The sequence below is a fragment of the Pseudomonas sp. NPDC086112 genome, assembly GCF_044746425.1.
GTDB lineage: Bacteria > Pseudomonadota > Gammaproteobacteria > Pseudomonadales > Pseudomonadaceae > Aquipseudomonas.
On record NZ_JBIVCD010000015.1, the window covers coordinates 60,894 to 80,457 of the forward strand.

Below are 19,564 nucleotides of genomic sequence, written 5' to 3' on the forward strand. Positions count from 1 at the left end.
TCCAGAAGCGCACCCCCTGACAACAGAAACAGAGCACACCAATATGACTATCAAAGTGGGCATCAATGGTTTTGGCCGCATCGGTCGCCTCGCTCTGCGAGCAGCCTGGCGCTGGCCAGAGTTTGAATTCGTGCAGATCAACGATCCGGCAGGTGACGCGGCGACCCATGCGCACCTGCTGAACTTCGACTCGGTGCATGGCCGTTGGAATGACCAGGCCGACTCCGAGGGCGACAACATCGTCATCGACGGCAAACGCATCAAGGTAACGGCCAACAAGGCGATTGCCGACACCGATTGGTCGGGCTGCGATCTGGTGATTGAAGCCAGCGGCAAGATGAAGACCGTCGCGGTGCTTCAGGCTTACCTCGACCAAGGCGTCAAGCGTGTGGTGGTCAGCGCCCCGGTGAAGGAGCAGGGCGCGCTGAACATCGTCATGGGCGTCAACCATCAGCTGTTCAACCCGGCGGAACATCGCATTGTCACCGCCGCGTCGTGTACCACCAACTGCCTGGCGCCGGTGGTGAAGGTGATCCACGAGAAACTGGGCATTCGCCACGGCTCGATCACCACCATCCACGACCTGACCAACACGCAAAGCATCCTCGACCAACCCCACAAGGATCTGCGCCGTGCCCGGGCGTCGGGCATGAGTTTGATCCCGACTAGCACCGGCTCGGCCACCGCGATTGCCGAGATCTTTCCCGAACTGCGTGGGCGTCTGAATGGCCACGCCGTGCGCGTGCCGTTGGCCAACGCTTCGCTGACCGACTGTGTCTTTGAAGTCGAGCGCGTCACCACCGTCCAAGAAGTGAATCAGTTCCTCAAGGACGCGTCCGAGAACGAACTCAAAGACATTCTCGGTTTCGAGGAGCGTCCGCTGGTGTCCATCGACTACCGCACCGATCCACGCTCATCGATCATCGATGCGCTGTCGACCATGGTCATCAACGGCACCCAGGTCAAACTCTATGCCTGGTATGACAATGAATGGGGTTACGCGAATCGCACCGTCGAACTGGCCAGAATGGTCGGCCTGGCCGTTTAAGGCGCGGTGATGAAAGCGTTGTCAGCCCTCACGCCTCAAGTGCGGCAGTACCTGCTCGTGACGGGCAATTACTGGGCCTTCACCCTCACCGACGGTGCCTTGCGCATGTTGGTGGTGCTGCACTTTCACGCGTTGGGCTACAGCCCGCTGCAAATCGCGGCGTTGTTTCTGTTCTACGAACTCTTTGGTGTGATCACCAATCTGCTGGGCGGTTATCTCGGCGCTCGATTGGGCCTGAACCGGACCATGAACATTGGGCTGGGGATGCAGGTTGTGGCGTTGTTGATGCTAACGGTGCCAGCGGCCTGGCTGACGATTCCTTGGGTGATGGGCGCGCAGGCGCTATCGGGGATCGCCAAAGACCTGAACAAAATGAGCGCCAAAAGCTCGATCAAGCTTCTGGTGCCCGATGGACAGCAGGGCACGCTTTACCAATGGATAGCCATCCTCACCGGCTCGAAGAATGCACTCAAGGGTGTCGGTTTCTTTCTCGGCGGGGCATTGCTCGCCCTGATCGGGTTCAAAGGGGCATTGCTGTCCATGGCGGGTGTTCTGGCGCTGATCTGGGTCAGCAGCTTGATTCTGTTAAAAAAGGATTTAGGCAAGGCCAAAGCCAAGCCCAGGTTTCGCGACATCCTGTCCAAAAGCCGGGCGATCAACATTCTGTCAGCGGCCCGGATGTTTCTGTTCGGTGCTCGCGATGTCTGGTTTGTCGTGGCGTTGCCGGTGTACTTGAGCAGCGTCTTCGGCTGGGACTTCTGGAAGGTCGGTGGATTCCTTGCAACCTGGGTGATCGGCTACGGCATCGTGCAATCGTTCGCGCCGCGAATTACCGGCAAGAAACGGGGGCATGTTCCTGATGGCCGCGCTGCGTTTCTGTGGGCGCTTGCTCTGGCAGGCCTACCCGCGGCAATCGCTTTGGGGCTGAACACCGGGTTGTCGCAACAGGCGGTGCTGTTAGGCGGGTTGATGGTCTTTGGTGCGCTGTTCGCGGTGAATTCCTCGCTGCACAGCTACCTGATCGTGTCCTATGCCAAGGAAGACGGCGTGTCGCTGGACGTGGGTTTTTACTACATGTCCAATGCCATGGGGCGGCTGATCGGCACCGTGCTCTCTGGCTGGATTTATCAGGCTTTTGGGCTGGGGGCGTGTTTATGGATATCCAGCGCATTTGTTATTTTCGCGGCAATGATTTCCGTGGCGTTACCGAGGCATGCCGACGTGAGTTAAATTGCGCTGGTAGTGGCTGTTTCATTGGCTTTACGCGAAGTGTCCAAGTTTAATTTCTATTTTTGTATTTAGGGTTCTGCCATTTTTCAGGCGTCAAATATCTGCAGTTTACTGTATGGATCGAAAAGCAATTAGTCTTAGCACAATTTATTCATACGCATTCTTTACAACTTCAGCCATAAATAAACGCACCAGACCAGGCTGCGAGGAAAACTACAAGAACCGGACAACCAAAAGTTTCGCCACAATAAAAATCCAATCCTCCTTATAAGTCGGTGATCATCATGATTAAATTCATGACCTACTTTTTAATAGGAGCTGTTCTTGCAGGATGCAACGGTATGGTAAAGCCCGACTTGTCGGGGCCTGCCAATGATTCATACTTTTCAGTCTTCTCGGGCTTTCCTTTGCCTTATCTGTACATGGCCTCGGCCGTGCAATGGAACGAAGACTATGCCGTCACCACTCGCCACACCCCTCTCGTTCGCAATGTGAAATACAGCTGCAGCACTGGTTGCGACCTTGTTTTCATCCAGCACAAGGCCGACGGCCGCTACCCGTCATGGCGCGCACCGCGTGTGGGTGAACACATCACTGCCGTGGGGGCGAGCCCCTACATGACCACCGTCAGCGGGCAAGGCAAGGTGTATTCGGCGCCTTTCATCAATAGCAATGAAGGCAGCGGCGAACGCTATGCCATTCATGATGCCCCGATAATAAAGGGGATGTCGGGTGGCCCCGTCATCGCCAATGACGGCAGCATTGTCGGTATCAATGTCGGTTTTTTCTCCACCTCTTTTAATGATGTGAGTTTTCACCCCGGGTTAAAGGGGGCTGAGAGAGTCAGCGTCTTTATCCCTTACTCGATCATTCAGCGTGAATGGGAGTTGATGCAGGTGAAACTTAACGATCCGCACGGCGCGAAGTACGCGAAGAAGTAACGTTGAATTGTCGTCAATCAATTGACCGTCGGGATGGGGTTAATCGTAGTGGGTATGATGAACCCCATCATGGCTGGTTAGTTGAATCCAGGCGTATATTGATTGTGTCGATCCGGGTCATTGAGGCGATAGCAGATCGCTGGCGGTGCGACAGACGAAAGGCTGGGGGGCTAGCAGATATCCCAGAACGTTTGGAGGTGTGACATGAGCCAATATCAACGACTCTTTCTAATAGCCGGCCCCACCATGCGTCACACGCCGGCACTGCAGCGGGCCGTCGCCCTTGCCGAGGCCACGGGCGCAGCGCTGCATATCACGGTGTTAATCGAAGATTTCAACATCTTGGGTTTGATCCACGCCAGTGCGCGGTTTCGTGAGGCTTGCCAGCAAGAGAACGAAAAATGGCTCAACGATGAAGCCGATCTGATCCGTGGACGCGGAATCAACCTGAGTACCGAGGTGCTGTTCACTCGCGACGCGCTGCAAGAGATCCTTCAGCACGTGACAACAACGCAGGCGGATCTGGTGATCAAGGACGTGCAGCATGAGTCGGCGCTCAAACGCGTTTTCATCACGCCTCTGGATTGGCATCTGCTGCGTGAATGTCCGGTGCCCGTCCATCTGGTCAGCGAAGTCAGTTGCCCACTTCCACGCGTAATCGTGGCGGCCGTCGATCCGTCGCATCCAGAGACTCAGATCACTGGAATCAACGACCTGATCATCCAGGCTGCGAACGAATTGGCAACGCAATGCCATGCAGAAATGCATCTGCTGTATGCCTACGATCTATCGCAGACACATATATCCGATGCGGGCGCGGGTGCAGTGACGATGCCCGGCTTCAACAGCGACGTGCGCAAGTCTTTGCATAAGTCATTCATCGCATTGGCCGATCATTACGGCGTGCCCACCGAACGGCAGCACTTCGTTGCAGGGCCGCCAGGCAAAGCATTGGCCGATTTTGCAGCGCATCACCGGGCCGACGTGATCGTCATGGGCAATGCCCATCGCAAGGGGCTGGAAAAATGGGTGGGCAGTACCACGGAGCATGTTCTGTATCGGGTGCCCTGCAACATTCTCGCCGTCGCCGGGCAAGCGGATCAATGAATGGATCCGTTGTTAAGTGAGCTGGAAAGGGGGCCTCGGCGGCCGCCTCGGGATTTTTTCAGGGCGCGTGCCGAGATATCCCGGAAGGTGTCACTGTCGGTCGCCGCGAGCAGCTTTGCACCGTCCTTCATTGTGGCCATAAAGGTCACCTCGGTGTTTTTTCCGGCGAGCAGATAGCCGGCGATGGCGCCGACGGGACCGAGCAACATGGCACCCGCGAGCCCCAGGCCTATGGCGGACTTTATATTCTTATTCGAATCAGTGTTCTGAACGGTTAGATCTTTAAACTCCGAGACTGGGAAGCTGGTTCCAAGCCGGGGTTTGAGGGACGTTTTGAGGGTGATGGTTCCAAGGTGATATTCCCCGTCGCACTGCGGGAAGTCACCGGCGAGTACTATGATCTTTGCCATATGGAATGTTCTCTTGGAGCGATCATTTTTGGGTAGAACATTGCGCGCGCCCAAAGCCGAAACGTCAACGATCCGACGATGAGTGGCATCCATGAATTCGCGATATACAAGTGCCGATTCTGCAAAAGAATTTCATACTCAGACGTTCTCGGGGCGAAGGGTATTTCAGGAGCCCCGACCCGGCGCTGCGACATGGACGTTTTATAACGTTTAGCTCAAGCAGGCAGAGAGTGCGCTTTAATCCTCCGCTGGTTCGACAGGTTTAATCGCGACCAGAATCAAATGTTCGGCATCATCAACAGACCTTTCAGCCGAGAGGGTTTAACGGGGGATTAATGGACTTCTGGACCACCACGCAGGTATCGATTCTAGGGTTGGTTGAAGGGCTCACAGAGTTTTTGCCCATCTCCAGTACGGGACACCAGATTATTGCCGCGGACTTGCTCGACTTCGGCGGTGAGCGAGCCATGGCGTTCAATATCATCATCCAGTTGGGGGCTATTCTGGCGGTCGTCTGGGAGTTTCGTCGCAAGATTCTGGAGATCACTACCGGTTTGCCAACCCAGCGTAATGCGCAACGTTTCACTTTGAATTTGTTGATCGGTTTCTTGCCGGCGGTTGTTCTGGGTGTGATGTTCGCCGACAAAATCCATGAGTATCTTTTCAACCCGATCACCGTGGCCGTGGCGCTGGTGATAGGTGGAATCATCATGTTGTGGGCGGAGCAACGTGAGCATGTGGTGGTTATCGATCACGTTGATGAGATGCGCTGGACCGATGCCTTGAAAGTCGGTTGCGCACAATGCCTGGCGATGATCCCTGGCACTTCGCGCTCGGGATCGACGATTATCGGCGGCTTGCTGTTTGGCCTGTCACGCAAGACAGCAACCGAGTTTTCGTTCTTCCTGGCAATGCCAACGATGGTAGGCGCCGCGGTGTACTCGGGCTATAAGTACCGCGACCTGTTCCAGTCCGCAGACTTGCCGGTGTTTGCCTTGGGGTTTGTTGCCGCATTTCTCTTTGCGATGATTGCCGTGCGCGGTTTGCTCAAGTTCATCGCCAACCATAGTTATGCGGTGTTTGCCTGGTACCGGATTGCGTTCGGTTTGCTGATTCTGGCGACATGGTTTTTGGGTTGGATCGACTGGAATCATCTCTCGGAAGGGGCGTAGGTTTTCCTGGGTTTTGTGGCGAGCGAACTTGCTCGCGTTGGGCTGCGTAGCGGCCCCAAAAATCTGCCAACCGATTTTTGTGAGTGCTACGCACTCAAACGGGAGCAAGCTCCCTCGCCACAGGTTCTTTTACTCAAGCCGCTGAGTGGACTAAATCTTGTTAACCCCTGCCAGTGGCAGGCTGATGTGCTGTTCACGCTGCAGGAAATTCATCATCAACAGCACCCGTTCCTCGCCGTCCATGGCTAGGAACACCGCCTCAAGATCGGAGAACGGACCTTCAGTGATGCGCACCGTATCTCCGTGCCTCAACAACGTTGTCACGATCGCCTGACTGTCTCGCTCCTGGAGCTCGTCGATCAGCGCATCGCGGATCGGCAGTGGCTGACCGCCGAACCCGACGACTCGCGAAACACCGCGGGTCGAGCGCAGCGGACCCCAACTGTCCTGAAGGCTCAGTTGAATAAACAGATAGCCCGGAAACAACGACTCGCTGATCACTCGACGCTGCCCGCGCAAAACGCGTTCGCGCCGGTAGGTCGAGCGAAAACAGGCATAGCCCTGACGCTGTAAATGTTCTTCGGCGCGCTCATCCTGTTTGGGTTTGCACTGAAGCAGATACCAGGCTTTGGCGGTGTGCTCTGCAATCGCGTTCATTTAAATGCCTCCTCTGCGTCGATCTGCTTCAGCACTTCGGCGGTTTTGTGCTGCATGAGCGAGCTGTCGCCGCGGCTTTCCACGGTCAGGCACGTCACGCCATCATCGTCCAGAAGACGCAAGCTGAGACGCCAGTCGGCAAAGACCAGGTTCAGCCCATCGCTCTCGTCGATGTCGAGGGCATCGGCGGCGTAACGCTGCCTGATGCTCGCCATTAACGCCGGACCATCCTTGACGTGACGGCGGATTTCCCCGGAGGAGGGGAAGGCACCGATGCGTTCCACCAGCAGCACCGGCTGTTTCTGCACTCGGGGAAAAATCAGCTCCGACGCGTAGGCGCGCACGATGAGGTACGCGAGGTTGTTTTTAAGGTCAGCGCCATACGGGCGGCGACTGTCACCTGCCTTGAAACCGCTCAATGTCTTCATAGAGGCTTCGTCCATAGGGTAATAAAGACCAAAAAATCAATTCGATAACGCACACGTTTGTCAGGGTTCAGCGCCGTCACAAGGTGTTCTGATGCAGGTGCTCGAAACAGAAGTTGGTGGCTTCGATGTAACCTTCAGCGCCGCCGCAATCGAAGCGTTGGCCCTTGAACTTGTAAGCCAGCACGCAGCCATTTTGGGCCTGCTTCATCAAGGCGTCGGTGATCTGGATTTCACCGCCCTTGCCAGGCTCGGTGTCAGCGATCAGATCGAAGATATCGGGGGTCAGAATGTACCGGCCGATAATGGCCAGGTTGGATGGGGCGTCTTCCGGGCGGGGCTTTTCGACCATGCTGTTGACCCGGTAAATACCCTCGCGAATCAGCTCGCCGGCAATCACGCCGTACTTCTGAGTCTGCTCACGGGGCACTTCCTGAATGGCCACGATCGAGCAGCGGAACTGCTGATAGAGCTTGATCATTTGCGCCAGTACGCCATCGCCCTCAAGGTTCAGGCACAGGTCGTCGGCCAACACCACGGCGAATGGCTCATCACCGATCAACGAACGACCGCTGAGAATCGCGTGACCCAGGCCCTTCATCTCTACCTGACGGGTATAGGAAAAAGTGCAGGTATCGATCAGCTCTCGAGTGCCTTCCAGGTACCGCTCTTTATCGGTGCCACGAATCTGGTGTTCGAGCTCGAAGCTGACATCGAAATGATCCTCCAGCGCTCGTTTGCCCCGGCCGGTGACGATGGCCATATGTTGCAGGCCGGCGTCACGCGCTTCCTCGACGGCGTACTGGATCAGCGGCTTATTGACGATCGGCAGCATCTCCTTCGGCATGGCCTTGGTGGCGGGCAAAAAGCGGGTCCCATAGCCGGCAGCGGGGAATAGGCATTTACGAATCATGGAAGCGTCCTTGAAAGTAGACAGATGGAATGGCTAATGGCAGTAGGAAAAGTTCGACGGGTTGTCGGAACCGATAACGCTGGAGAGTGCGGGCTCTAAATGGCTCGATCACTCGAGAAAAATGTTGGCAACGCTGCAGGGGTAGCGAAAGGCCAGTACGCCATGTTTCTCGCAAGGCGCAGGCAGAGAGAAAGATCGCGCGGTCGCTTGGTCGGCGAGCATGTCTGGTTGTTCCACTGCATGCTTCTGACGCAACCCGCTGTAAACAAAGTTATTGCCCAAGGCATCTCTTACCCAACTTCTAACCGAATGTCTGACGCCCTGGCAATGCACTAACGGAACAGCTATATATTAGCTACTCGCTATTTCGGTGTAATTTAGATTGAACGCTCGCGGGAAAACGACAATTGTTAGAAATTGTCTGGATAAATTTCCGAACTGTTATATTCAGCGTTCAAAGAGCGAAATGTTATTTTTTGTCTGAAGAAAAAGTTGGGGGCTGTTCAAGCGTCATGGTAATAAATACGCACTGATGGTTTGAAAGTTTCAGCTGCAGTTACTGGGGTTATACATACCCGGATTCATTCGTAGTTTAAAGCTCTTATGTTCGGCAAGTGCTATGTCACCGCCAATGTTGACAAGACGGGGAATGTTATCTTGCTAAAAAGGGTTTTGATTGTCTGCGTCGGCAATATTTGCCGCAGTCCCACCGCGGAGCATCTGCTGCGCGGGGCACTCGTTCATTCCGATATCGAGGTCAGTTCGGCTGGTCTCGCTGCCTTGGTGGGCAAACCCATCGAGTCGACGGCACACGCCGTACTCACCGAGCATGGTCATCTGCCCCATGAGCACCAGGCCGTTCAGCTCACCTCTCAAGCCGTCAGTGAGGCGGACTTGATTCTGGTGATGGAGCGGCGGCATGTCAGCGGCGTACTCAACATTGCCCCTGAAGCGCGAGGCAAAGTGTTGCTATTGGGCAAATGGCAAGACGATCGCGAAATCAGCGACCCCTACCGTCAAGGCAAACCTGCATTTGTGCACGCTTATGCGTTGATCGAAGAAGCCGTACTCGCATGGGCACAGCGCCTGGCGCGCTGATGGCCACTCCTTTTTGAATCGTAATACAGGCAAAGAATCCGACTTATGCAGCAAGCACCGGTAGTTAACGTGCGGGACGACGACAATGACGAGATTGATCTTCTCGGCTTGTTTGGAACACTCATCGACCATAAATGGCTGATTGCCGCGGTAACCGGCGCCTTCATGGTGGCTGGGGCCGCGTACGCGGTGCTTGCGACCCCGGTATACCAAGCGAATGCGCTGTTGCAGGTTGAAGCGAAAAAGAACGATTTGTTGGGTTTCTCCGATGTCAGCAGCATGTTGGGAAAAGAGTCGCCTTCGGCGACCGAGATCGAACTGATCAAGTCTCGTGCGGTGATTGGTAAGACGGTCGATGAGCTGAAACTGGCTATTATTGTAGAGCCCAGTTACTTCCCCATTTTTGGCGAGTTCGTTGCGCGTCGATTTAAAAACGCCAACCCCGCTGAAGTAGCCAGCCCTTGGTTGGGTATGACGAGTTACGCCTGGGGTGGTGAGTCGTTAAAAATAGCTCGCCTTGACCTGCCACAAGATAAGTTAGCCAAAAAACTGACCTTCATCGCCGGTGAAAAAGGGGCTTTCCAACTGTTCGATGAAGCTGACGAGCTTTTGGTTGAAGGACAAGCTGGAGAGGCTGTCGATCAACGCGGCGTCAAACTGTTTGTTGAAGAGTTGCGAGCCAACCCTGGAACCCGGTTTCGGATTGTGCGCAAACCGCGATTGACCAGCATTCTGGATTATCAGGAAGCGCTGGATGTCATCGAGCGTGGGAAAGAGTCGGGCATCATTGGGTTGGCGTTAGAGAGTACCGAGCCAGAATTGGCGGTAAAAATCCTCAATAAGATTTCCGAACTCTATGTCGAGCAGAACGTACAACGGACTTCTGCCGAGGCCGCTCAAAGTCTGGAATTTCTGAAAGAACAGCTGCCTCAGGTCAAAAATGATCTGGAGAGGGCCGGCAATGCGCTCAATTCGTACCAGACACGCACCAAATCTGTGGATATCAGCCTGGAAACCAAAGCGATTCTGGACCAGATCGTGTCGCTGGATACAGCCATCTCCCAGCTAAAACTCCAACAAGCCGAGATGGACAGAAAATTCACCCGTCAACACCCGGCCTATCGTGCGCTGCTCGCTCAGATCGCTGAACTGAGTAGCAAGCAACAGCGTCTGGCAGAAAAGGTCCAAGACCTTCCTTCGACCCAGCAAGAACTGCTAAGCCTGACTCGCGACGTCGAAGTAGGTACAGCAATCTATACGCAGCTTCTGAATAAATCCCAGGAGCTTGATGTAATGCGCGCCGGGACTGTGGGCAACGTGCGGTTGATCGATACGGCGGATGTGAACCTGATCAAGCCGATCAAACCCAAAAAAGTCCTGATTGTTCTGATTGCCACCTTTATTGGCGGGTTCCTGGCAGTGCTGCTGGTTCTGCTGCGCAAGGCAATGAATCGTGGCTTGGAAAGCCCGGAAGCCATTGAGCAACTTGGCCTCCCTGTATACGCCTCGATTCCGTACAGCACACTGCAGAAAAATGCAGATGAAAAAAATACGCGAGGAGGGAAGCGTTCTGGCAACGGCATCTCATTGCTAGCCGTTAATCACCCTACCGATCTGGCTGTTGAAGCGCTTCGCAGTTTACGTACCAGTCTGCATTTTGCGATGCATGAAGCTGACAACAATCGCCTGATGATTTCCGGTCCCAGCCCGCAAGTCGGTAAAACCTTTGTATCGGTCAACCTGGCAGCAGTGATCGCCCAAACAGGGCAGCGAGTCTTGCTGATCGACGTCGATATGCGTAAGGGCTATATCCACAAAGTCATGAACTTACACAGTACAAACGGACTCTCCGACGTCTTGGCCAGACGCTGCGATCTGAAAACTGCTATTCACAAAACTGACATCGAAAATTTTGACTTCATCAGCCGTGGGCAGATACCGCCTAATCCTTCAGAACTGTTAATGCATCAAAACTTTAGCGAACTGTTGTCGCAGGTCAGCGAAATGTATGACTTGATCATTCTGGATACTCCTCCGTTATTGGCGGTGACCGATGCGGCGATTGTTGGCAGGCAGTCAGGCACAAATCTGATTGTTGCGCGCTTCGGTTTTAATCCTTCCAGAGAAATAGAACTGACCATTCGCCGGTTCGCTCAAAACGGAATCAAGTTGAAAGGTGCGATTTTCAACGGGGTAGAAAAGCGGGCTTCAGCAAAATATGGATATGGTGCTTATGGTTATTACAACTACGAGTATCAATCAGATAATAGTTGATCCGGAGCTGCCGAGGCTTTAAATTTTAGACTGAGCGTTTTGATTAGATAAGGTATTCGCTCTGGATCTCCGAGCTTATACCTATGTTGGCCGACAAGAAATACATCGTGTTCTCAGGGAATTGACTATAAATCCTGGGGCGGTAGCGTGGGATTTTCAAAAAAACTGAAGAAAAGCCTGTTTCTCAGATTTAGATAGTTTGGAATGGGTATTTAGTTTCAAGTGGCTCCTCCTGATAGATATTTGAGAAAAAGATGGCCATGGCAAATAAACAGGAATTCTACGTAGAACTGGAATCTATTCGAGGGCTGATGGCGTGGTGGGTCGTTTTTGGTCACTTGTATTCCTGCTTTCGTCAAGCGATCGGCGACGTACCTCACATTATTAATGTGGTTTTGTTGGCAACGGCTATTCCAGTAGATATTTTCATCTGTCTAAGCGGCTTTTTTATCGCCAAAGCCCTGAGCGGGAAAAGTAGCGACTATAAGTCCTATATTATTCGCCGCGCTTTCAGAATCATTCCAATTTATCTGCTTGCCATGCTCCTGGCTGCTTTGCTGTTTAATGAGAGGATGAGTGTTCGCATGGATATGCCATGGAACACGCCTGGGCAAATAGCAGCGGTCGAGGGATATTGGACGAGCATCACAGGCAATGTGGCTGCTTACTTACTGCCTTGTTTAATGTTGCTTCAAGGGATGATTCCGGACCAGGTATTACCTCATGCAGGGGATGCCTTTTTAGCTCCGGCATGGAGCTTGACACTGGAATGGCAATTTTATCTGATCGCGCCTTTTTTAGTAGGTGGCTTTTTGCTTAAGCGCGGGAAAGAACTGCTCGTTGCGTCAAGTTTGCTTGCTCTGCTGCTCCTGACGCACTCTGGTCTGACATTCTCCTACGGCAGTTTCATTCTTATAAAGTTACCTGTTTTTATCATAGGCATGCTAACCCACGATATGATTCGCCGTGATGAGGGTGAACTGAAGAATGGTTTTTTGATTATTCTCATCGTCTTGGGAATAGGCCTGATTACCCGATCCTTTGCCAATTTTGCCTCAATCACCTTATGGTCTGTGTTGGCGATCGTATTCAAACTGAACGGCCGATTCAGGCAGCCTTGGATCACAAGAATATTGGAACTGTCTAAAGCTCCACTCAGGAATAAGGTGCTCGTCAAACTGGGTGTGCTGTCGTACTCCACGTATCTGATCCATATCTTGATTATCGACGCCGTGCTAATCGTCGCGAGAGCGTTCGGTTATCTGAGCAGTGACTTGGTTGCGCTCTTTATTGCGTTTTCAATAGCGCTCACTTACGCAACCTCATCGTTGGTTCACCGGTATGTCGAGATACCATTTATTGATATCGGTAAAAGAATAGCCACGACAGTCTATTCTCGAGAACTAAAATGCCAGTAAGGGTCCTTGTCAACTATTTGCTTTTTCCGTTGCTCCTCGTGGCAACGGCCTTCAACCTGAGGTATCGATTGACGGGAGCTGAGATACACCTTGGGGGCGCGGAGCTTTCCATTGCACCCTACGATATTTTTCTTTTTCTGATACTTGTATCCATCATTTTTTTCAGTAAACAAATCAACCTGGAAAAGATCAAGATTGACCGGATCACGGCGATAGCAATTTTTTTTGTCGTATTGTCTTCTGTGTCGATCATCAACTCGGAAGCAGTGAGCTTCACCATATATGAGATTTTTCGGCACTGGAAGATCATCGTGCTGTTTCTTGTGGTGAGATCGGTCTTCCAGGATGGCAAATCCATGGAAAAATTCACCAAGGTTGCCGCGTTATTGATAATCTTCGAAACATTGTATGCGGCGTATCAACTAGCGACCGGCGATGTCACGGAGGATGCTCAACAAGTTAAAGAGCTTTTCGTAGAGAACGGAATCACCAGGGTCACGGGTACCTTAAGACATCCGGCCTTGCTGTCGCTGTTTACGGTATTGTTATTGCCGTTCTGTGTCTATGGGGCGGTAAATGGAAAGGGCCGACTGCTGTATATTGGTGCAATAGCAGCGGGCTTTGTTGTCATTTGCTTAACCTACTCAAGAACTCAAATTGTGTTGTATTTCTTTGTAGTGGGGCTGTGCCTTTTTTACTTTAAACGTCCAAATGGAAGTTCCATTTTAAGAAACAAAAAAATAATCTATACCTCCGTGATGTTTTCTTTAGTGATTATGGCAGGTGCTATTTACAATCTTGAAAATCTCTATGCAAGATTTTTTGATGCGCCTGAGTCAAGTACAACCTCAAGACTGATTTTGGCAAAAATTGCGCTCAATATGTTTGTGGAGCATCCGCTCATCGGTGTGGGCTGGAATAATTTTGTAGATGTCATGGAGCAGTATGATGAGTTTGGTGCGTCTAAAAGCTTTAGATATCCGGCTCACAATATGTACTTGCTGGTCATGGCCGAGACGGGGCTGATAGGGATTGTCAGCTATTTAGCCCTCATATTTGGAATCTACAAGATTCATAAAAATACGATCAAGAGAGGCGGTGATGTTTCGGTTAACAATGCGTCGGCCGCCGCGCTGGTTTCTATCATTGCGATACTAATAACCGGTATCCAGGGTTGGTCATTCCGAGCGGATAGCATACAGGCAATTATCTGGATAAATTTCGGAATCATCTGCGCCCTTAATGATAGAGCGAAACGACATGCTTAGAAGTGCTTTTTTGTGTGTCATGCTTTTGACAGGTGCTTTTAATGCTCAGGCATTGACCCGAAGCGTTCACGACTACAAGGTGGACATGGCGTTGCGAGGGTTCAATATTGATTTGAATTTAAGTGAGCAGGACTTTAAGCATTTAGATGATCTAAATGTGAATGCAGTACGTGTTGCGTTTGCATCACATCCATTGTTTGATGAAGTAGGTGGGTTGGACAGTACAGCAGTCGCTGTGCTTGATCGTTATATTCGGTATGCAAAAAAGTACAATATTCTGCTTCTGATTGATGTTCATACCTTTCCCGGTAACGTCAAAAAATACTCGGGTTCGATGGGCGATGAGTATTGGCGTAACGCTGATCTGAGGCGTGCGCTGATAAAAAGCTATGCGCAATTGGCAGGGAAGTTTAAAGACGAAAGCATTGTCATAGGCTATGACATTGTGAACGAACCGGCGCAGGCTGAGCTTGCGCAATACCTTGATTTTTTAAAGCAGGTATCAGAAACGATACTGGCGATCTCGCCGGGTAAACTGGTGTTGATCCAGCCTCGCATCACTATTCAACCGAATGGAATTCCTAATGGGCAGCGCTCCAACTGGAGTGAAATCACCCATCTGATTGATGACAAGCAAGTAATAGGCAGTCTGCATTATTACGATCCTGGGGATTTTACTCACCAGGGCGTTCATGAGTTTCCTGTCAACCAGAGACTGCCATTTTTGCTGAGAAGTGAAAAGAGCTTGAGGTTATATTTTAGAAAAACCCTGTCCCGGGTTTTAAACCACCCTGGGCCAGTGATAGTGGGTGAGTTCAGTGTGTCGAATTATAGTCCCGCGGATGACTCCGATTTGTACATGAATACGCTGTTGGATCTGTTTGAGCGCAAGGGTTGGAGTTGGTTTTATCACTCTTATAAAGAGGCTGATATCTGGAACCCCGAGTTGTCGTTGACAAAAAGAGGTTTAGCCCCTGATACCGCGTCTAAAAAATACTTGCTGTTGAAGGCGCACTTTAAATTGAATGACCGATTTCAGGCCGCTGACTAATCGCGAGCAGGACATTTTCCTTGAAAGCAATACAATTGTTGATCTCATCGTTTGGGGCTGCGGCTGCGACTTTTTTACTTCAAGTCATACTCAGTCGAACCTTGGACGCGGCCAGTTTTGGCCTTATATCATTTTCCAACGCAATTACTATAACGCTGGGGGCACTGGCGTTCAGTGGCATCAATAGTTTGTTGTTAAGGCGTGTCAGTCGGTCACCGTCTGAATATACCGGGTACATGCAAATTGCCTACGTTTGCCTGTTGATCAATACCTTGGGTGCCTATGTCATCAGCATGGCGCTGTTGTACGGAGCAGGCATAGATCTTTTGCAGTCGGTGTTGCTGGCGACAGGAGTGGTGGCACTGTCTTCTCAAGCGATTGTAATCACTCAAGGTCAACTCAAGAGCAGTCCCCTGCGGATTTCGTTTGGCCAGGTGGTGGTGCCGCTTTCAAGGATATTGTTGGTTGCGGCAATTTTTTATTCGCTGGTCCCGAGTTTTACCACCGCTGCGGCAGCCTTGGGGGCCGCTAATATTCTTTGCTTGGTGCTGTGTGTTGCTTTAATAACCCGGCACGGAAAAGCAGCAGGTTTAAAGATTAGAGATTTTTTGAAGGACTCCATTAAGTATTCGTTGAATGGCGCTCTCAATATAGCTCAGTTGCAGATCCCGATCTCTTTGTTAGGGGTGATCTATGGCTCTACCTATTCTGGATACCTTGCGATTTGCAATACCTTGCTCACGGCGCTCTATATTGCGCCTAATACGGTATTCAATACCTATTTAATAAAAAAATACCATGCGCTTTCGATTGCGGAAAAATCCATACCCATCAAGCACTCATTGTATTCATTTGCAGTGGGAGCTGTTTTTGCGGCGGGCTTGAGTTTCTATTCTCGAGAGCTTATTCATTTGCTGTTTGGCGGTGAATATGATTACGCGGCGCAGGTATTGCAAATAGCGGCACTGTCTATTCCGTTCAGGTTTTTCGCAACTCCATTTGGCGCTGCATTATTGAGCGAGGAGTGGGTGAGTAAAAAGATCCTGGTCGCCAGTGTCGGGATGGCGCTACAAGTCGGTTTGTTTGTCTTGTTAATGCAGTTTGAAGCAAAAGGTATTGGTGCCAGTATTGTGGCTAGCGAGTTCTTCATAGCTGTTTCGTACTATATTCTTTATAGAAAGAGCGTGAGTGTATGAACGTTTCTATTATCGGGTATTACGGAGATAACTTCGGTGATCTTCTGATGCTGAAGTCGCTTCTGTCTTTGAAGAAGCCTGGTTTGGCATTTACCGTATTGACTTACGGGGATGCTGGATCGCTCCGGAAACAAAGATTTATTAGCGATAATGATGTGAGCGTGGTGGAGCTTAATAAAGCTAACGCGTTGACCGCCTACAGAAATGTAATGAAAAGTTCTGCGATCATTTGGGGCGGTGGAACTTGCTTCATGGATGAGGGCGGGACTGGCGGGATAAAGTACATGGCGCTGGGTCGCTTGTTCGGCGCGAGTGTTATCTATGCAGGTATTGGGATAGATAACCATAAGAAACTGAAGACACGGCTGATTTTGTTTTTTGCAACTGTAATAGCTAAAGCATTTTACATTAGAGATTCGGCTTCGTTACAGGCCGTTAAAAAAATAAATCCCTGGCTGCGCTCCGGAAAAATAAAACAGTCTGTGGACTTGGCTTATGCGCTCGATATAGACGATGCGCAAGGGGCCAGTGCTATGGCTGGCACGGATGATTACATCATCGTGTGCCTGCGTGATCTTGAAGGTTATGGCGAACAATCCAGTACCGATATCTATAGGCAGTTGCTTGGCGTTTCGATCAAGGCATGTAGAACGTTGGGTATTAATAAGGTAGGCGTACTGAATGCGGACGCTGAAGTCGATGCGGGGGTATCACTGTTTGCCGAGCGTGAGTTGGAAGATTGCGGATTCTCGGTATTTAAGATTCCTGGCAGTGATATTGATCTGTCCATAGACTGTATAAAAAAGGCCAAGCATGTGGTCAGTGCCCGATTGCACCCTGCAGTGGTTGCTTACTCCGTAGGAACGCCGTTCTCTTTATACAATTATTCAGACAAGAATAAAAAATTTACCGCTGAGACGCACACCGATGAGTGTTTGATTCACAGGGGGGCGATAAACGGATTTGTACCTCAATATCAGATCGGTACTGCAAGTAAAAAAAGCGTGCAGAGACAGTTGGCGCAGTCGACTGTTCACGAAATATATCAGTTGTTAAAGTGAACTGAATAAGGATTTTCTTCATGGCTCATTTGAATTATTTCATAATTGAACCAGTGGGCGGGCACGGTGGAATGAATTATTACAATACCGGCCTCGGACAAGGTTTGGTTCTGAATAATGCCTGCGTACATCTCTATACTTGTCCTGAGTCGCAGGAGCAAAGCTCGAATAATTTTACGATAAACAAGTTCTTCAAAGGGGTCTACGGCAAGTCCAATAAAATTGTCAGGCTGATCCGGTTCGTTACGGCCTTGACGAGATCCATAATTGATATAAAGAAAAAAGGCGGAAAAATTTGCCATCTGCATTTTTTTCAATATTCATTGCTCGAATTTATAACGTGTAAACTTTTGAGGTTTAGTGGGATAAAGATAGTCGCAACGGTTCACGATGTTGAATCGTTTTCGGGGAGTTCTCTAACAAGAACCCATACCTCTATATTGAAGGCGCCGGAGGAGTTTATTGTTCATAACGAGTTCTCTCGGCAAGAGTTGCGCTCGGTGATTTCGGCGCAGGGGATCGATAAGAAAATAGCTATTATTCCTCATGGTAACTATCTGCCATTTGTGAAAAGGCGGGAGACGGTTTTGTCTCGCCAGCACTTATCACTGCCTGTCGATAAAAAGCTCATACTTTTCTTTGGTCAGATAAAAAAGGTTAAGGGGCTGGATGTTCTTTTGAGTGCGATGGAGATCGTGTCAAAGCACGAACCTGATGCCGTGTTGCTAATCGCCGGTAAGGTGTGGAAAGACTCGTTTCAGCATTATGAAGAACTCATAAAATCAAAAAACATCTCGAGGGTCGTGATTCCGCACATTCACTATATCAATGACGAGGACGTCGACTTTTATTACTCCTCTGCTGATGTCGTGGTCCTGCCCTATAAAAAGATCTACCAAAGCGGCGTGCTGCTAATGGCGATGTCGTATGGCTGTATTACGGTGTCTTCACGTTTGCCAGCCATGATTGAAGTCGTGGACGACAATCGAAATGGCTTTCTGTTTGAAACGGATAACCCACAGGATTTGGCTCGGCAAATACTCGCAGCCCTGAGCTCAAGTTCCGCAGAGGATATTTCGTTTAACGCCCGAGCCGCAATGATAGAAAATCATGATTGGAAGCGCGTAGCGCGTCAGCACATTAAGGTATTTGAAACTTATGAATAGGCACTTGTTGATTCTAGGGATAAGAGGCATTCCGGCACAGCATGGCGGCTTTGAAACATTTGCCGAAAAATTGGCGGTCTACCTTAAGGAAAGGGGCTGGCGAATCACCGTTTATTGCCAAGAAAGTGGCAGTGGTGCAATAACCGAAACCGAATGGCGGGGTATTCGCCGCGTTCACATACCTGTCTCCAGAGAGGGCGCGCTGGGCACCGTTATTTTTGATTTCAAGGCTGTTCGCCATGCATTGGGTGAAAAAGGGTTGTTCTTGACGTTGGGGTACAACACCGCCATTTTTAATCTGCTGCAACGTGCAAAAGGCCAGACCAATATAATAAATATGGACGGTATTGAGTGGCGTAGAGAGAAGTGGGGACCCATTGCCAAGACCTGGTTCTGGATGAATGAGCGATTGGGTTGTTGGATAGGCAATCATTTGGTCGCCGACCATCCGAAGATAAAAGATCACCTCGCTACACGAGTCAGAGGCGATAAGATCACTATGATTCCCTACGGTGGTGATGAAGTTAAATCGGCGTCTGTCGAAGTGTTAGCGGGTTTCGGGCTAGAACCAAAAAACTTCTCTATTATTATTGCCAGACCCGAACCGGAAAACTCTTTTTTCGAGATGGTCGATGCGTTTAGTTCTTCGGTAAGGAATCATAAACTTGTCGTGCTTGGGAACTTCACACCGAACACGAACGAATATCACAAGAAGGTGATGGACGCGGCAAGTGATGAAGTGATATTCCCAGGTGCTATTTACGATTCGAACGTCGTTCAGGCGTTCAGGTATTTCAGTCGTTTCTACCTCCATGGGCATCGAGTTGGCGGAACCAATCCCTCGTTGGTCGAGGCGTTGGGTGCTGGCTGCGCAATTATTGCTCACGATAATCCATTTAATCGTTGGGTAGTGGGTGAGGGCGCAGCTTACTTCTCGGACAAGCAATCTCTTTCTCGCCTCTTGGATGAATCGCTGGCCGATGAACAAAAAATTGCGGATATGAAAAAAGCCGGCGCCGCAAGATTTGTCGAGTGTTTCAAATGGGAAAAAGTGTTGAGTGCGTATGAGCAGCTTTTCATTGAATGGCGACCCTCATAAGTCATCCATTACTTCGATCTAATCCAGGCT

Annotated in this window: 18 protein-coding genes; 14 read left to right on the top strand and 4 right to left on the bottom strand. The window is 50.6% G+C overall.

All coding sequences use genetic code 11. From position 1 onward, the window contains the following. Positions 1–43: 43 nt before the first annotated feature. From ACIPLA_RS13455 to ACIPLA_RS13470, 4 genes are all read left to right on the top strand, one after another. Positions 44–1,048, top strand: a complete 1,005-nt coding sequence (locus ACIPLA_RS13455; protein WP_192343381.1) for an ArsJ-associated glyceraldehyde-3-phosphate dehydrogenase — start codon at positions 44–46, stop codon at positions 1,046–1,048. A gap of 9 nt (positions 1,049–1,057) precedes the next feature. Further along, entirely contained in the window at positions 1,058–2,278 is a 1,221-nt protein-coding gene (gene arsJ, locus ACIPLA_RS13460; protein ID WP_401173502.1) for an organoarsenical effux MFS transporter ArsJ, read from the top strand. A 341-nt stretch (positions 2,279–2,619) separates the two neighbouring features. Beyond that, complete coding sequence (locus ACIPLA_RS13465; protein ID WP_218399291.1) at positions 2,620–3,219, top strand: serine protease; 600 nt, start codon at positions 2,620–2,622, stop codon at positions 3,217–3,219. Between the two features lie 204 nt (positions 3,220–3,423). Further along, positions 3,424–4,326: a universal stress protein gene (locus ACIPLA_RS13470; RefSeq protein ID WP_218399227.1), complete on the top strand. Its 903-nt coding sequence runs from the start codon at positions 3,424–3,426 to the stop codon at positions 4,324–4,326. On the opposite strand, the gene ACIPLA_RS13475 is transcribed toward ACIPLA_RS13470, so the two are convergent. Then, a complete protein-coding gene (locus ACIPLA_RS13475) occupies positions 4,320–4,736 on the bottom strand; it encodes a hypothetical protein (RefSeq protein WP_401173583.1) in 417 nt (138 codons plus the stop codon). The two genes, ACIPLA_RS13470 and ACIPLA_RS13475, sit on opposite strands and share 7 nt — an antisense overlap. Before the next feature lie 335 nt (positions 4,737–5,071). Here ACIPLA_RS13475 and ACIPLA_RS13480 point away from each other — a divergent pair, with 335 nt between their 5' ends. Further along, on the top strand, positions 5,072–5,908 hold the full coding sequence (locus tag ACIPLA_RS13480; protein ID WP_123497711.1) for an undecaprenyl-diphosphate phosphatase: 837 nt from the start codon (positions 5,072–5,074) through the stop codon (positions 5,906–5,908). 150 nt (positions 5,909–6,058) lie between these two features. Here the strand turns inward: ACIPLA_RS13480 and rfaH are convergent, their stop codons facing one another. The 3 genes from rfaH to galU all read right to left on the bottom strand — a co-directional run bounded on the left by rfaH (position 6,059) and on the right by galU (position 7,903). Then, complete coding sequence (gene rfaH / locus ACIPLA_RS13485; RefSeq protein ID WP_401173505.1) at positions 6,059–6,565, bottom strand: transcription/translation regulatory transformer protein RfaH; 507 nt, start codon at positions 6,563–6,565, stop codon at positions 6,059–6,061. Continuing rightward, positions 6,562–6,993 (bottom strand): phosphomannomutase, encoded by a 432-nt coding sequence (locus tag ACIPLA_RS13490; protein ID WP_401173507.1) that lies wholly within the window; start codon positions 6,991–6,993, stop codon positions 6,562–6,564. The genes rfaH and ACIPLA_RS13490 overlap by 4 nt, the downstream gene beginning before the upstream one ends. A 76-nt stretch (positions 6,994–7,069) precedes the next feature. Then, complete coding sequence (galU, locus tag ACIPLA_RS13495; RefSeq protein ID WP_218399230.1) at positions 7,070–7,903, bottom strand: UTP--glucose-1-phosphate uridylyltransferase GalU; 834 nt, start codon at positions 7,901–7,903, stop codon at positions 7,070–7,072. 603 nt (positions 7,904–8,506) lie between these two features. Here galU and ACIPLA_RS13500 point away from each other — a divergent pair. The 9 genes from ACIPLA_RS13500 (at position 8,507) to ACIPLA_RS13540 (ending at position 19,534) form a co-directional block, all read left to right on the top strand. Beyond that, positions 8,507–9,001, top strand: a complete 495-nt coding sequence (locus ACIPLA_RS13500; RefSeq protein WP_401173509.1) for a low molecular weight protein-tyrosine-phosphatase — start codon at positions 8,507–8,509, stop codon at positions 8,999–9,001. Positions 9,002–9,046: 45 nt separating this feature from the next. Continuing rightward, positions 9,047–11,275 (top strand): polysaccharide biosynthesis tyrosine autokinase, encoded by a 2,229-nt coding sequence (locus ACIPLA_RS13505; protein WP_401173511.1) that lies wholly within the window; start codon positions 9,047–9,049, stop codon positions 11,273–11,275. Between the two features lie 260 nt (positions 11,276–11,535). Beyond that, positions 11,536–12,693 (top strand): acyltransferase family protein, encoded by a 1,158-nt coding sequence (locus ACIPLA_RS13510; protein ID WP_401173513.1) that lies wholly within the window; start codon positions 11,536–11,538, stop codon positions 12,691–12,693. Next, positions 12,684–13,961, top strand: a complete 1,278-nt coding sequence (locus ACIPLA_RS13515; protein WP_401173515.1) for an O-antigen ligase family protein — start codon at positions 12,684–12,686, stop codon at positions 13,959–13,961. The genes ACIPLA_RS13510 and ACIPLA_RS13515 overlap by 10 nt, the downstream gene beginning before the upstream one ends. After that, on the top strand, positions 13,954–15,012 hold the full coding sequence (locus tag ACIPLA_RS13520; protein ID WP_401173516.1) for a glycoside hydrolase family 5 protein: 1,059 nt from the start codon (positions 13,954–13,956) through the stop codon (positions 15,010–15,012). The genes ACIPLA_RS13515 and ACIPLA_RS13520 overlap by 8 nt, the downstream gene beginning before the upstream one ends. 20 nt (positions 15,013–15,032) lie before the next feature. Further along, positions 15,033–16,208, top strand: a complete 1,176-nt coding sequence (locus ACIPLA_RS13525; protein WP_401173518.1) for a teichoic acid transporter — start codon at positions 15,033–15,035, stop codon at positions 16,206–16,208. After that, positions 16,205–17,269 (top strand): polysaccharide pyruvyl transferase family protein, encoded by a 1,065-nt coding sequence (locus ACIPLA_RS13530; RefSeq protein ID WP_401173520.1) that lies wholly within the window; start codon positions 16,205–16,207, stop codon positions 17,267–17,269. Before ACIPLA_RS13525 ends, ACIPLA_RS13530 begins: the two co-directional genes overlap by 4 nt. A gap of 20 nt (positions 17,270–17,289) precedes the next feature. Then, positions 17,290–18,435, top strand: coding sequence for a glycosyltransferase family 4 protein (locus tag ACIPLA_RS13535; RefSeq protein ID WP_401173522.1), 1,146 nt, complete (start codon positions 17,290–17,292; stop codon positions 18,433–18,435). Beyond that, on the top strand, positions 18,428–19,534 hold the full coding sequence (locus ACIPLA_RS13540; RefSeq protein ID WP_401173524.1) for a DUF1972 domain-containing protein: 1,107 nt from the start codon (positions 18,428–18,430) through the stop codon (positions 19,532–19,534). Before ACIPLA_RS13535 ends, ACIPLA_RS13540 begins: the two co-directional genes overlap by 8 nt. Positions 19,535–19,564 lie beyond the last annotated feature (30 nt).

Bases quoted from the DNA above. Each gene is read 5' to 3' on its own strand.
- ACIPLA_RS13455 (WP_192343381.1), top strand. From the start codon at position 44: ATGACTATCAAAGTGGGCATCAATGGTTTTGGCCGCATCGGTCGCCTC.
- arsJ (WP_401173502.1), top strand. From the start codon at position 1,058: ATGAAAGCGTTGTCAGCCCTCACGCCTCAAGTGCGGCAGTACCTGCTC.
- ACIPLA_RS13465 (WP_218399291.1), top strand. From the start codon at position 2,620: ATGGTAAAGCCCGACTTGTCGGGGCCTGCCAATGATTCATACTTTTCA.
- ACIPLA_RS13470 (WP_218399227.1), top strand. From the start codon at position 3,424: ATGAGCCAATATCAACGACTCTTTCTAATAGCCGGCCCCACCATGCGT.
- ACIPLA_RS13475 (WP_401173583.1), bottom strand. From the start codon at position 4,736: ATGGCAAAGATCATAGTACTCGCCGGTGACTTCCCGCAGTGCGACGGG.
- ACIPLA_RS13480 (WP_123497711.1), top strand. From the start codon at position 5,072: ATGGACTTCTGGACCACCACGCAGGTATCGATTCTAGGGTTGGTTGAA.
- rfaH (WP_401173505.1), bottom strand. From the start codon at position 6,565: ATGAACGCGATTGCAGAGCACACCGCCAAAGCCTGGTATCTGCTTCAG.
- ACIPLA_RS13490 (WP_401173507.1), bottom strand. From the start codon at position 6,993: ATGAAGACATTGAGCGGTTTCAAGGCAGGTGACAGTCGCCGCCCGTAT.
- galU (WP_218399230.1), bottom strand. From the start codon at position 7,903: ATGATTCGTAAATGCCTATTCCCCGCTGCCGGCTATGGGACCCGCTTT.
- ACIPLA_RS13500 (WP_401173509.1), top strand. From the start codon at position 8,507: ATGTTCGGCAAGTGCTATGTCACCGCCAATGTTGACAAGACGGGGAAT.
- ACIPLA_RS13505 (WP_401173511.1), top strand. From the start codon at position 9,047: ATGCAGCAAGCACCGGTAGTTAACGTGCGGGACGACGACAATGACGAG.
- ACIPLA_RS13510 (WP_401173513.1), top strand. From the start codon at position 11,536: ATGGCAAATAAACAGGAATTCTACGTAGAACTGGAATCTATTCGAGGG.
- ACIPLA_RS13515 (WP_401173515.1), top strand. From the start codon at position 12,684: ATGCCAGTAAGGGTCCTTGTCAACTATTTGCTTTTTCCGTTGCTCCTC.
- ACIPLA_RS13520 (WP_401173516.1), top strand. From the start codon at position 13,954: ATGCTTAGAAGTGCTTTTTTGTGTGTCATGCTTTTGACAGGTGCTTTT.
- ACIPLA_RS13530 (WP_401173520.1), top strand. From the start codon at position 16,205: ATGAACGTTTCTATTATCGGGTATTACGGAGATAACTTCGGTGATCTT.
- ACIPLA_RS13535 (WP_401173522.1), top strand. From the start codon at position 17,290: ATGGCTCATTTGAATTATTTCATAATTGAACCAGTGGGCGGGCACGGT.
- ACIPLA_RS13540 (WP_401173524.1), top strand. From the start codon at position 18,428: ATGAATAGGCACTTGTTGATTCTAGGGATAAGAGGCATTCCGGCACAG.